Source organism: Roseomonas nitratireducens (assembly GCF_017813355.1).
GTDB lineage: Bacteria > Pseudomonadota > Alphaproteobacteria > Acetobacterales > Acetobacteraceae > Neoroseomonas > Neoroseomonas nitratireducens.
In genome coordinates this window covers 515,469-527,419 of record NZ_JAGIYZ010000001.1, presented here as the reverse complement: position 1 = coordinate 527,419, position 11,951 = coordinate 515,469, and the positions used below count along the sequence as shown (strand labels likewise).

The 11,951-nt window shown below is 70.6% G+C and carries 11 protein-coding genes and 2 pseudogenes; 11 read left to right on the top strand and 2 right to left on the bottom strand.

What is annotated here, in order from left to right; genetic code table 11:
* The 8 genes and pseudogenes from J5Y09_RS02420 to J5Y09_RS02385 form a co-directional block, all read left to right on the top strand.
* Positions 1-235, top strand: a pseudogene (locus J5Y09_RS02420) (hypothetical protein); the annotation flags it as partial.
* A gap of 76 nt (positions 236-311) precedes the next feature.
* The gene (gene mdh / locus J5Y09_RS02415) at positions 312-1,265 is read left to right on the top strand and encodes a malate dehydrogenase (RefSeq protein WP_209350115.1); all 954 of its coding nucleotides are present in this window, start codon (positions 312-314) and stop codon (positions 1,263-1,265) included.
* Between the two features lie 61 nt (positions 1,266-1,326).
* A pseudogene (gene sucC / locus J5Y09_RS02410) lies at positions 1,327-2,526 on the top strand (ADP-forming succinate--CoA ligase subunit beta); the annotation flags it as partial.
* 3 nt (positions 2,527-2,529) lie between these two features.
* On the top strand, positions 2,530-3,426 hold the full coding sequence (gene sucD / locus J5Y09_RS02405) for a succinate--CoA ligase subunit alpha (protein ID WP_209350112.1): 897 nt from the start codon (positions 2,530-2,532) through the stop codon (positions 3,424-3,426).
* Between the two features lie 157 nt (positions 3,427-3,583).
* Complete coding sequence (locus tag J5Y09_RS02400) at positions 3,584-6,460, top strand: 2-oxoglutarate dehydrogenase E1 component (protein ID WP_209350111.1); 2,877 nt, start codon at positions 3,584-3,586, stop codon at positions 6,458-6,460.
* A gap of 31 nt (positions 6,461-6,491) precedes the next feature.
* A complete protein-coding gene (odhB, locus tag J5Y09_RS02395; protein ID WP_245216739.1) occupies positions 6,492-7,715 on the top strand; it encodes a 2-oxoglutarate dehydrogenase complex dihydrolipoyllysine-residue succinyltransferase in 1,224 nt (407 codons plus the stop codon).
* Between the two features lie 18 nt (positions 7,716-7,733).
* Positions 7,734-8,186, top strand: a complete 453-nt coding sequence (locus J5Y09_RS02390) for a hypothetical protein (RefSeq protein ID WP_209350109.1) — start codon at positions 7,734-7,736, stop codon at positions 8,184-8,186.
* 88 nt (positions 8,187-8,274) lie between these two features.
* Positions 8,275-8,466, top strand: coding sequence for a hypothetical protein (locus J5Y09_RS02385; RefSeq protein ID WP_198378579.1), 192 nt, complete (start codon positions 8,275-8,277; stop codon positions 8,464-8,466).
* A 3-nt stretch (positions 8,467-8,469) separates the two neighbouring features.
* Here J5Y09_RS02385 and J5Y09_RS02380 read toward each other — a convergent pair whose 3' ends face one another.
* Positions 8,470-9,333: an AraC family transcriptional regulator gene (locus J5Y09_RS02380; RefSeq protein ID WP_209350107.1), complete on the bottom strand. Its 864-nt coding sequence runs from the start codon at positions 9,331-9,333 to the stop codon at positions 8,470-8,472.
* Positions 9,334-9,418: 85 nt separating this feature from the next.
* On the opposite strand from J5Y09_RS02380, the gene J5Y09_RS02375 reads away from it, so the two are divergent.
* From J5Y09_RS02375 to J5Y09_RS02365, 3 genes are all read left to right on the top strand, one after another.
* Positions 9,419-10,141, top strand: a complete 723-nt coding sequence (locus J5Y09_RS02375; RefSeq protein WP_209350106.1) for an aspartate racemase/maleate isomerase family protein — start codon at positions 9,419-9,421, stop codon at positions 10,139-10,141.
* A gap of 121 nt (positions 10,142-10,262) precedes the next feature.
* Positions 10,263-10,661, top strand: coding sequence for a hypothetical protein (locus J5Y09_RS02370; protein WP_209350104.1), 399 nt, complete (start codon positions 10,263-10,265; stop codon positions 10,659-10,661).
* A 4-nt stretch (positions 10,662-10,665) separates the two neighbouring features.
* Positions 10,666-11,322: a hypothetical protein gene (locus tag J5Y09_RS02365; RefSeq protein WP_209350103.1), complete on the top strand. Its 657-nt coding sequence runs from the start codon at positions 10,666-10,668 to the stop codon at positions 11,320-11,322.
* Here the strand turns inward: J5Y09_RS02365 and J5Y09_RS02360 are convergent.
* Positions 11,285-11,950, bottom strand: a complete 666-nt coding sequence (locus J5Y09_RS02360; RefSeq protein WP_209350102.1) for a hypothetical protein — start codon at positions 11,948-11,950, stop codon at positions 11,285-11,287. The genes J5Y09_RS02365 and J5Y09_RS02360 overlap by 38 nt on opposite strands.
* Between the last annotated feature and the right edge of the window lies 1 nt (position 11,951).

Below are 11,951 nucleotides of genomic sequence, written 5' to 3'. Positions count from 1 at the left end.
CGGGGCGGCCGCCCCCAGCCGGACGGCGGCGGGCCGCCAGGCGGCTGCCCGCAGCGCCGGGCGCCAGCAGAGCGCCGCGGTGCGCGGGCGCGACCAGGGGCCGCGGACGCGCAATGTCGCATGGCAGTCGGGACTCGCCCCGGCCACGAACGCGCAGGCCGCGACCTGCCCGGCCGGGACGCTCGCCACCCTCGCGCGCGGGCATTCCGACATCGTCCGCTGCCTGCCCCTGTAAGGGGGGCCGCCTTGCCGGGCCGCGGGCCACGGGCTAGGTAGCGGCGTTTTTGCGCTGCACCACCTGAGGAAGCACCATGGCCCGCAAGAAGATCGCGCTGATCGGCGCCGGCAACATCGGCGGCACGCTCGCCCACCTGATCGGGCTCAAGGAGCTCGGCGACGTCGTGATGTTCGACGTCTTCCCGGGCGTGGCCGCGGGCAAGGCGCTCGACATCATGCAGTCCGGGCCGGTGGACGGCTTCGATTCCGCCATGTCGGGCACGGGCGACTACAGCGCCATCGCGGGCTCGGACGTCGTCATCATCACCGCCGGCTTCCCGCGCATGCCGGGCATGAGCCGCGACGACCTGGTGTCCAAGAACGCCGGCGTCATCGCCCAGGTGGCCGAGGGCGTGAAGACGCATTGCCCGAACGCCTTCGTCATCGTCATCACCAACCCGCTCGACGCGATGGTGTGGGTGTTCCGCGAGAAGTCGGGCCTGCCGGCCGAGAAGGTGGTGGGCATGGCGGGCGTGCTGGATTCCAGCCGCTTCCGCCTCTTCCTCGCCCAGGAATTCAACGTGTCGGTCGAGGACGTGACGGCCTTCGTGCTGGGCGGCCATGGCGACACGATGGTGCCGCTGACGCGCTATTCCACCGTCGCCGGCATCCCGGTGCCGGACCTGGTCAAGATGGGCTGGACGACGCAGGAGAAGGTGGACGCGATCTGCGCCCGCACCGCCAATGGCGGCGGCGAGATCGTGAAGCTGCTCGAGAAGGGGTCCGCCTTCTACGCGCCCGCGGCCTCCGCCATCGCGATGGCCGAGGCCTACCTGAAGGACAAGAAGCGCGTCCTGCCCTGCGCCGCCTGGCTGACCGGCCAGTACGGCATCGACGGCCTGTATGTCGGCGTGCCGGTGGTGATCGGCGCGGGCGGCGTGGAGCGGATCGTCGAGATCGAGCTGAACGCCACCGAGAAGGCCGCCTTCGACAAGTCCTGCGGCGCCGTCCGCGAGCTGATCGAAGCGTCCCGCAAGCTGGTGGGCTGACCCACCCGGGCCCGGCGGAGACGCCGGGCCTTTTCTTTGCCCCCCCGCCGCAAGGGACAATCCGCGCATGAACATCCACGAATACCAGGCGAAGGAGCTGCTGCGCCGCTACGGCGTCGCCGTGCTCGACGGCCATGTCGCCTGGACGCCCGAGGAAGCGGTGGCCGCGGCCAAGGCGCTGCCCGGCCCCGTCTATGTGGTGAAGTCGCAGATCCATGCCGGCGGCCGCGGTGCCGGCCGCTTCAAGGAAGACCCGAACGGCAAGGGCGGCGTGCGCGTCGTCAAGTCGGTGGACGATGTCCGCACGGCGGCCGAGGCGATGATCGGCAAGACGCTCGTCACCAAGCAGACGGGCGAACAGGGCAAGGTCGTCTCCCGCGTCTATGTCGAGGATGGCTGCGACATTAAGCGCGAGCTGTATCTCGGCCTGCTGGTGGACCGCGCGACCTCGCGCCTGACCATCATGGCCTCGACCGAGGGCGGGATGGAGATCGAGGAGGTGGCCGAGAACCACCCCGAGAAGATCCTCAAGGTCGCGATCGACCCGGCCGCCGGCCTGTCCGGCTTCCACTGCCGCAAGCTCGCCTTCGGGCTGGGCCTGGAAGGCAAGCAGGTCGCCTCGTTCACCAAGTTCGTGACCGCCCTGACCGCGGCCTTCAACGAGCTCGACTGCATGATCGTCGAGATCAACCCGCTGGTGGTCACCGGCGCGGGCGACATCGTGGCGCTGGACGCCAAGGTGTCCTTCGACGACAGCGCGATGTTCCGCCACAAGGAGCTCGAGGCGCTGCGCGACGAGTCCGAGATGGACCCGAAGGAGCTCGACGCCGGCCGCCACGACCTGAACTATGTCGCGCTCGACGGCGAGATCGGCTGCATGGTGAACGGCGCGGGCCTCGCCATGGCGACGATGGACATCATCAAGCTGTACGGCTCCTCGCCGGCCAACTTCCTCGACGTCGGCGGCACCGCGAACGCGGCGCGCGTGACCGAGGCGTTCCGGATCATCACCTCCGATCCGAACGTCAAGGCGATCCTGGTCAACATCTTCGGCGGCATCGCCAAGTGCGACATGATCGCCGAGGGCATCGTGGCCGCGACCAAGACGCTGCACCTGAAGGTGCCGCTGGTGGTGCGGCTCGAGGGCACGAATGTCGACCTCGGCAAGAAGATCCTGGCCGAGAGCGGCCTGGCCATCATCCCCGCCGACAACCTGGCCGACGCCGCGCAGAAGGTCGTCGCGGCCGTCAAGGGAGCCTGAGCCATGGCCGTTCTGGTCGACAAGAACACCCGCGTCATGACCCAGGGCTTCACCGGGGCCCAGGGCACCTTCCACGCCAGCCAGGGCATCGCCTATGGCAGCACCTATGTCGGCGGCACGACGCCCGGCAAGGGCGGCACGATGCACCCGGAACTCAACCTGCCGGTCTTCGACACGGTGGCCGAGTGCGTGGCCAAGACCCAGGCCAACGCCTCCGTGATCTACGTCCCCGCCCCCTTCGCGGCGGACGCGATCCTCGAGGCGATCGACGCCGAGGTCCCGCTCGTCATCTGCATCACCGAGGGCATCCCGGTGCTCGACATGGTGAAGGTCAAGCGCGCCCTGTCCGGGTCCAGGACCACTCTGGTCGGGCCGAACTGCCCGGGCGTGATCACGCCGGGCGAGTGCAAGATCGGCATCATGCCCGGCCACATCCACAAGCGCGGGTCCGTCGGCGTCGTCTCCCGCTCCGGCACCCTGACCTATGAGGCGGTGGCGCAGACCTCCGCCGCCGGGCTCGGCCAGTCCTCCTGCGTCGGCATCGGCGGCGACCCGGTGAAGGGGATGGACTTCATCGACGTGCTCGAGCTGTTCCTCAAGGACGACGAGACCAAGTCGATCGTCATGATCGGCGAGATCGGCGGCCAGTCCGAGATGATCGGCGCCGACTTCCTCAGGCGCGAGAATTTCGGCCCCGGCAAGCCGAACAAGCCGGTGGTCGGCTTCATCGCCGGCGCCACCGCCCCCCCGGGCCGCCGCATGGGCCATGCCGGCGCCGTTATCTCGGGCGGCAAGGACACGGCGGAAGCCAAGATGGAGGCCATGAAGGCTGCCGGCATCCATGTCGCCGACAGCCCCTCGGCGCTCGGGTCGACCATGGTGAAGGCGCTGAAGGGCTGACAGACCCCGCCCGGGGGGCCGAATTCCTGCCACCGGGCGGCCATAACGACTATGGTAACGGTCGCCGCCGCATCCTGACCTCGGGTGCGGCGTCGATCCGCGTCAGGAACTGAGGAAGGGTGACCCGGCGGGACAACCGCCGGGACGGAGAAGAACGATGGCTGGAGTGGACGTCCTCGCAACCGCGATGTCCGGCGCGAACGCCGCCTATCTCGCGGACCTCTATGCCCGCTGGGCGGAGAAGCCGGACAGCGTCGATCCCTCGATGGCCGAGCTGTTCGCCGCCCTGAACGACGAGGCGCGGGCGGTGCTGACGGACGCCTCCGGCGCCTCCTGGGCCCCACGCATCCGCGGCGCCTTCGGCCCCGAGCCCGAGAAGCCGGCGGCCAAGCCCGGCAAGCCGGCGGCCGCGGCCGCGACGGACCCGGAAGCGACGCGCCGCGCGGTGCTCGATTCGATCCGCGCGCTGATGCTCATCCGCTCCTACCGCGTGCGCGGGCATCTGGAAGCGCAACTCGACCCGCTCGGCCTGACCAAGCCCAAGCCGCATCCGGAACTCGACCCGAAATCCTACGGCTTCACCGAGGCCGACCTCGACCGCGAGATCTTCCTCGACTTCGTCCTCGGCAAGGAAACCGCGACGCTGCGGGAGATCATCGCGATCTGCCGCGCCTCCTATTGCGGCTCGATCGGCGTCGAGTTCATGCACATCCAGGATCCGGACCAGAAGTCCTGGATCCAGCGCCGGATCGAGGGCGCGCCCTGGCTGACCGCCTTCGACGCCGAGGCCAAGAAGCGCATCCTGTCCGACCTGACCGACGCGGAAGGCTTCGAGAGCTTCTGCGCGCGGAAGTTCGTCGGCACCAAGCGCTTCGGCCTGGAAGGCGGCGAGAGCACCATCCCCGCGCTTGAGACCGTGATCGAGACGGCGGCGAAGGAAGGCGTGAAGGAAATCGCCATCGGCATGGCCCATCGCGGCCGACTGAACGTGCTGGTGAACGTGGTGCGCAAGCCCTACGTGCAGGTCTTCTCCGAGTTCAAGGGCGTCGGCGCCAACCCCGACGACGTGCAGGGCTCGGGCGACGTGAAGTACCACCTCGGCACCTCGACCGATGTCGAGATCGCCGGGCGCATGGTCCATCTCTCCCTCCAGCCCAACCCCTCGCACCTCGAGGCGGTCGACCCGGTCGTGGTGGGCAAGGTGCGCGCGCGCCAGGACATGGCCGGCGACACCAAGGGCCGGCGCAGCGTGATGGGCATCCTGCTGCACGGCGACGCCGCCTTCGCCGGCCAGGGCGTGGTCTATGAGACGCTGGCGATGAGCCAGCTCATCGGCTACCGCACCGGCGGCACGGTCCATATCGTGACCAACAACCAGATCGGCTTCACGACGGTCGCGGCGCATGCCTATTCGGGCCTGTACTGCACCGACGTCGCCAAGGCGATCCAGGCGCCGATCCTGCACGTGAACGGCGACGACCCCGAGGCGGTGGTGTTCTGCGCGAAGATGGCGGCGGAATTCCGCATGACCTTCGGCGCGGACATCGTGCTCGACATCGTCTGCTACCGCCGCCACGGCCACAACGAGAGCGACGAGCCCGCCTTCACCCAGCCCATCATGTACAACCGCATCAAGGAAATGCGCACGACGCGCACCCTGTACGCGGAGCGCCTGGCGCGGGAAGGCAGCCTCTCGGCCGAAGCATCGAAGGCGATGTACGACGCCTTCAACGCGAAGCTGGAGGACGCCTTCCAGGCGGCGCAATCCTTCCGCCCGAACAAGGCGGACTGGCTGGAAGGCCATTGGACCGGCCTGAAGTCGGCGACCGCCGGCGAGGAGGTCGAGAAGCTGCACGAGACCGCCGTGCCGCTCGACACGCTGCGGGAAGTGGGTGCGGCGCTCTGCCGCGTGCCGGCCGACTTCACCGTGAATTCCAAGATCGCCCGCCAGCTCGAGGCCAAGAAGCAGGCGATCGAGACCGGCGAAGGCCTCGACTGGGCGACCGGCGAGGCGCTGGCCTTCGGCACGCTGCTGCTCGAAGGCCATCGCGTGCGCCTGTCGGGGGAGGACGTGCAGCGCGGCACCTTCAGCCACCGCCACGCCTACCTGATCGACCAGGGCAGCCAGGCGGAATACGTGCCGCTGAACAACATCCGCGACGGCCAGCCGAAGTTTGAGGCGTTCAACTCCCTGCTCGCCGAATTCGGCGTGCTCGGCTTCGACTACGGCTATTCGCTGGCCGACCCGCACACGCTGACGATCTGGGAAGGCCAGTTCGGCGACTTCGCCAACGGCGCGCAGGTCATCATCGACCAGTTCATCGCCAGCGGCGAGACGAAGTGGCTGCGCATGTCGGGCCTCGTGATGCTGCTGCCGCACGGCTACGAAGGCCAGGGGCCGGAGCATTCCTCCGCGCGGCTCGAGCGCTACCTGCAGCTCTGCGCCGAGCGCAACATGCGCGTGTGCAACTTCACCACGCCCGCCAACTACTTCCATGCGCTGCGCCGCCAGATCAAGGCGAACTACCGCAAGCCGCTGATCCTGATGACGCCGAAGTCGCTGCTGCGCCACAAGCTCGCGGTCAGCAGCCTGTCGGATTTCGGCCCCGGCAGCGCCTTCCGCTACGTGATCCCCGAGACCGACGCGATCGCGCCGGAGGAGAAGGTGAAGCGCGTCGTGCTGTGCACCGGCAAGGTCTACTACGACCTGCTGGCCGAACGGCGCGACCGCGGCATCGACGACGTCGCCATCGTGCGCGTCGAGCAGATGTTCCCCTTCCCGCGCAACAGCCTCGCCAAGGCGCTCGCCCCCTACCGCAACGCGGAGGTGGTGTGGTGCCAGGAGGAACCCGAGAACATGGGCGCCTGGACCTTCATGGACCGGCGGATCGAGGGCGTGCTCAAGACCCTCGACATCCAGGCGAAGCGGCCCGACTTCGTGGGCCGCGAGGAAGCGGCGAGCCCGGCCACGGGCCTCGCGAAAGTGCACCAGCAGCAGCAGGACGCCCTGGTGCGCGCGGCCCTCGGGGTCTGAGCGCGCACCGGCAGACAATGGACGGCAGATCATGACCGACATCCTCGTTCCCACCCTCGGCGAGAGCGTCTCCTCCGCCACCGTCGCCCGCTGGCTCAAGAAGGCCGGCGAGGCGGTCGCGGCCGACGAGCCGCTGGTGGAACTCGAGACCGACAAGGTGACGGTGGAGGTCAACGCGCCCGCCGCCGGCGTGCTGGAGGCGATCTCCGCCGCCGAAGGGGCCGAGGTCGCCCCCGGCGCGGTGCTGGGTTCCATCGCCGCGGGCGCCGGCGCGGGCGTGAAGCCTGCCCAGCCGCATCCCGCCCCGGCCGCGCCCGCGACGCCGCATGTGGAGACCCCGCGCGCCGTGACCGGCCCCGTCGCCGTGCCCGGCACCCATGCCCCGCTGCCCGCCGCGGCGAAGCTGATGTCCGAGACCGGCGCCTCGGCCGCCGCGATCGGCGCCGGCACGGGCAAGGATGGGCGCATCACCAAGGGCGACGTGATGGATTTCCTCGCCCGCCCCGCGGCCGCCCCGGCCGCCGCCGCCGCCCCGCGCGCCCCGCGCGCCCCGGAAGCCGGCGAGGAGCGGGTGAAGATGACGCGGCTGCGCGCGACCATCGCGCGCCGGCTGAAGGAAGCGCAGAACACCGCCGCCATGCTGACCACCTTCAACGAGGTGGACATGGGCGCGGCGATGGCGCTGCGCACGGAATACAAGGACGCCTTCGAGAAGAAGCACGGCGTGAAGCTCGGCTTCATGTCCTTCTTCGTGAAGGCGGCCGTCGCGGCGCTGAAGGAATTCCCGGCGGTGAACGCCGAGATCGACGGCGACGAGATCGTCTACAAGCACTTCGTCCACATGGGCATCGCGGTGGGCGGGCCCTCGGGCCTGGTCGTGCCCGTGCTGCGCAACGCCGACACCCTGTCCTTCGCCGAGATCGAGAAGTCGATCGGCGCCTTCGGCAAGAAGGCGCGCGACGGGGCGCTGAAGCTCGACGAATTGGCCGGCGGGTCCTTCACCATCACCAATGGCGGCATCTACGGCTCGCTGATGTCGACGCCGATCCTGAACCCGCCGCAGTCCGGCATCCTCGGAATGCACAAGATCCAGGAGCGGCCGATGGCCGTGGGCGGCAAGGTCGAGATCCGGCCGATGATGTACATCGCGCTGTCCTACGACCACCGGATCGTGGACGGGAAGGAAGCGGTGTCCTTCCTCGTGCGCGTGAAGGAGAGCATCGAGGATCCCCGTCGCCTGATGCTCGACATCTAATGGGGTAAGGCGCGGCGCGTGGTCAGGGTGCTGCTCGCCGTAGCCACGGTCGCGCTCTTCGCGTTCCTTCCGCTCGAAGCGATATGGGACCGCTGGAAACTATGCGGTGATAGCGCCACCGCGGGATCCTGCGATCGCGTCGTCTCGGATGGCTTGATCATCGCTGCGACAAGCGCAGCCGCGGCAATCCTTGCGTGGTTCGGCATCGTGCGCGGGGTGGGTTGGGCGATCGCGATCGGTTTCGTCGGTCTTGTGATCACCTTTATGATCATGTCACTCAAGACCTCCGATGTCTGCCCACAGGGTCTCGGTTACTGCTCGCCGGATGGGCTGGCCGTCGTCGACCGTTGGGCTTTCATCCACTTTGCCACGGTGCTGATCGGCTGCGCCGGCAGCATCACAGGCATCGTCGTTAGGCGCAGGCGCTCGCGAGAGGCGCAGACTGCCATTCTCGATCCGGGTGGGACCTGACCGGCACCACGGCGGCGTTCCATTTCACGATGTTCCATGCCACATCGCGGGTCTGTCGAATCCAACAACGAGACGCGAGGAAATCGCTATGAGAAGCCGGGAAGGCCAGTTCTCCGACGCGCGCCCCATCCAGCGCAGCAAGGCCGAGAAGGAAAAGCTGCTGCGCGAACTGAAGGACACGCTGGCGGGCCTCAAGCCGCACGCCTCGCCGTCCATGCGCACCACGCTGCAGGCCCGCATCCGCGAGCTGGAAGCCGATCTGGGCATCGGCAAGAAGTAGCCGCTAGCCCTTCAGCGGCAGGAGGATGTCGGTCAGCCACTCCGCCGGCGGCAGGCTCCGGCAGTCATTGAGGTATTCCTCCATGACCGGGGCATCCGCCGGCTCCTCCCCGCTGCCGGGCAGCCAGCTGCCGTACAGCCAGGAATAGGCGCGCTCGAGCTCCGCATAGGGGCCCTTGAAGCGCAGCGCGGCGACGCGGGCGAAGGCAGGCGTCGCGACGATCCGCACCTCCCCTTCCCCCGCGACCTGGTCGGGCACGGTGAAGCCGGCATCGGACCGCAGCGCCGCATCGGGCACGCTGCGCGGGTCGTCCAGGTACAGCGCGACGCATCGCGTCCCTGGCCCGACCAACCCCCGCCCGCCGCCCCAGGCCATCAGCCGGTCGAAGGCCGCGCCGATCCCCTCATAGGGCCCGGCATGGCGCAGCGCCGCGAGCCGCAGCGCCGGGAAGGGACGGATCTCGACCTCGAACATGATGCTCTCCTCGTCCCCGCTGCTCGGGCGGACCGGGAAGCCGAGGCCCCCGCGCGCGCGATAGGCCGCCGGCGGGATGCCGTAGACGGCGCGGAAGGCCCGGGTGAAGGCCGCCTGGCTGCCATAGCCCGCCTGGCGCGCGACCTCGGCCACCTTCGAGGCGCCCTTGAGCAGCGCGACCGCCGCGCCGGTCAGCCGCGCCCGCGCCGCCGTCTCGGCCGGTGTCTCGCCCGCGATCTCCCGGTAGACCCGGTGGAAATGGAAGGGGGAGAAGGCCGCCGCATCCGCCAGCTCCTCCAGCGTCGGCGGGTCGGCGGGCCGGGCGGCGATCAGCGCCATGGCCCGCGCGATGCGCGTCGCGTAGTCCCGCCCCGTCCGTGCCCGCGCCGCCATGCCGCCCCCTTTGCTTCACGTGGAACCTGCCACGGCCGGGCTTGATCGCGCTTGCGATCCTGCCGGCCGGGGCCAGGATGGCGCCATGGCCCGCCCCGCGATCGGAACGATCCTGCCGTCCTCCAACCGCGTGGTGGAGCGCACGACGCTCGCCCTGCTGCGCGACCTGCCTGGGGTCGATGCCTGCTTCGCCCGCATCCCCTACGCGCCGGACGGGACCGGCCAGCCGAAGGATGGCTACGACGCAGCCTCCTACGCCGAAGCGGCGCGACTGCTCGGCCATGCGGGCGTCGCCGCGGTGTGCTGGAACGGCAGCCGGGGGGCAGCACTCGGGCTCGATGCGGACCGGGCGCTGGCCGCGCGGCTGGCCGCCGAGGCCGGCTGCCCGGCGACCACCGCCGCGCTTTTCGCGGCGGACGCACTGGCCGCCCTCGGCGCGCGCCGCATCGCCTTCCTCCTGCCCGGCCGGGCGGAGGAAGCCGCGGCGCATGGCGCCGGCTTCGCGCCGGGGGGTGTTGCGACCGTCGCCGCGCGGGGGCTCGGCTGCCCGGACAACCTCTCCGCCGCCGCCGTCGCGCTGGCCGCCATCCTGGATGCCGCGCGGGCGCTGGCGCGGGAGGCCGCGCCGGATGCGATCCTTCTATGGAGCACGAACCTGCCAGGGCTCGACGCCATGGCGCCGCTGGAAGCGGAACTCGGCATCCCGGTGCTCGACAGCGCGGCCCTCGGCGTGGCGGCGGCGCTGCGGGCGGCGGGGCTCGGCACGGCGGCCCTGGCGCGGTTCGGGCGGATCTTCGCGATCCCCTGACCGTCCGATCCCGCGCGGACAAGCTTTCGTTACGCGCGCATCCAACATGAAGCGGTTCAGCGCGTCTCAACCATTCCGACGGCATCCTTGGCGGTGAGATCATCCTTGACCGGAGGTTGCCATGGCGCCGCGCTTCCTCCTCGCCGCCGCCCTCTTCGCCACGCTGCCCCTCGCGCCCCTCGGCGCGGTGGAGGCGCCGCCGATCGCCGGCACCTGGCGCGCCACCCAGGGCGGCCAGTCGGTCGAGATCACGCTGGCCGCCGATGGCGGCTATGCCCGCCGCGATGCCGGGCCCGGCGCCCAGCCCATGACCGTGACCGGCCGCTGGAGCGCGAGCCCCGCCGAACCCTGGCTGCATGTGCGCATCGAGGACTGGTCGCCGCGCCGCGCCTGCGGCCTCGTCGGCTGCACGCCGATCCGCATGCGGACCGGAGAGACCTACCGCTTCATCCTCCAGGGCGACGACCGGCTCTGGCTGGAGGATTCCGGTGGGAGAATCGAGTTCCAGCGTGCAGGGTAGGCGCATGGTGCAAAGCAGCATTCGCGAATCGGAGGCCGGGCTCGCCCTCGCCGCCGACCTGGACCAATGCCGGGCCGGCTTCGGCGCCCTGCTCGCGCGTGCCGACATCCCGCCCGCCGCGGCGACCGAACTGCGCCGCCGCTACGCCGAACCGCACCGCGCCTATCACGACGCCGCCCACGTCGGGCTGCTCTGGCTGCGCCACCTGCTGCATGGCGGCGACGCCGGCGACCGCGACCTCGCACTCGCCATCCTGTTCCACGACGCGGTCTACGAACCGCTCGGCCGCGACAACGAGGCACGGTCCGCCGCACTCCTCGCCGCCATGGTGCCGGGGCGCACGGAATGGGCGCAGGCGGCGATCCTCGCGACCGCCGACCACATCGCCTTTTCGGGCGAGGATTGCCGCGTGCTGCGGCTGCTCGACCTGGACCTGACGCCGCTCGCCGAGCGGCCGACGCTGTTCGCGCGCAACACGGAATTCCTCCGCCGCGAATACGCCGCCGTGGCGGAACCCGCCTGGCGGCAGGGGCGGCAGGCGGTGCTGGCGCGCTTCGCCGCGACGAAGCGGCTGTTCCGCACGCGGCTCGGCGCGATCTACGAGGCGCCGGCGCGCGCCAACCTCACGGCGGAACTGGCCGCGCTGGCCGAGGCGGCATGAAGCGGAAGGCGCCGGCCGAAACGAGGCCGAGCGCCGCCCCTTCCACCGCCCCGCCGATGATCGCGCCCGTCACCAGGGAGATGCTGCCCTGGCCCGTCAGGCCCATCAGCCAGCGCAGGCTCGACAGCATCGCGCCCAGCATCCAGCCGACCATCACCACCCGCGCCCAGGAGGCCCGGTCCGCCACCACGGCATCCAGCACGCGCCCCTGCGCGAAGCCGTAGAACAGCCCCGCCAGCACGCCCTTCACCGCCGCGCCCAGGATGATGAAGGCCGGGATCGGGATGCTGCCGGCGTATTGCGCGAGCTGGCCGTAGATCAGCCCCGTGACCAGCACGACAAGGTAGCCCGCCACGGCCGAGGCGCCGATCCAGGCCGGCAGCCCAAGCGCCGGATAGGCCCCGCGCAGCACCAGCGCCTGCGCCGCGCCCAGCACCGCGCCGGCCAGCGCCCCGCCGCCCGCCTGCAGGAAGGCCATCAACAGGCCGAGCCGCGCGGCTTCCGCCCCCGCCGCCGGCAGCAGCGCCAGCGCCCAGAGCGTGCCAAGCCCCGCCCCCGCCGCGGCTCCCGCCGCGCAGGCGAGGATCCATCGCCCGCCATGTCCCTCGGGCGGCGTCCAGTCGGCCATG

Coding starts and splice junctions, on each gene's coding strand:
- J5Y09_RS02360 (WP_209350102.1), bottom strand. CDS start 11,950: ATGGCCGACTGGACGCCGCCCGAGGGACATGGCGGGCGATGGATCCTC.
- J5Y09_RS02385 (WP_198378579.1), top strand. CDS start 8,275: ATGAGAAGCCGGGAAGGCCAGTTCTCCGACGCGCGCCCCATCCAGCGC.
- J5Y09_RS02400 (WP_209350111.1), top strand. CDS start 3,584: ATGGCTGGAGTGGACGTCCTCGCAACCGCGATGTCCGGCGCGAACGCC.
- sucD (WP_209350112.1), top strand. CDS start 2,530: ATGGCCGTTCTGGTCGACAAGAACACCCGCGTCATGACCCAGGGCTTC.
- J5Y09_RS02370 (WP_209350104.1), top strand. CDS start 10,263: ATGGCGCCGCGCTTCCTCCTCGCCGCCGCCCTCTTCGCCACGCTGCCC.
- J5Y09_RS02380 (WP_209350107.1), bottom strand. CDS start 9,333: ATGGCGGCGCGGGCACGGACGGGGCGGGACTACGCGACGCGCATCGCG.
- J5Y09_RS02365 (WP_209350103.1), top strand. CDS start 10,666: ATGGTGCAAAGCAGCATTCGCGAATCGGAGGCCGGGCTCGCCCTCGCC.
- mdh (WP_209350115.1), top strand. CDS start 312: ATGGCCCGCAAGAAGATCGCGCTGATCGGCGCCGGCAACATCGGCGGC.
- J5Y09_RS02375 (WP_209350106.1), top strand. CDS start 9,419: ATGGCCCGCCCCGCGATCGGAACGATCCTGCCGTCCTCCAACCGCGTG.
- odhB (WP_245216739.1), top strand. CDS start 6,492: ATGACCGACATCCTCGTTCCCACCCTCGGCGAGAGCGTCTCCTCCGCC.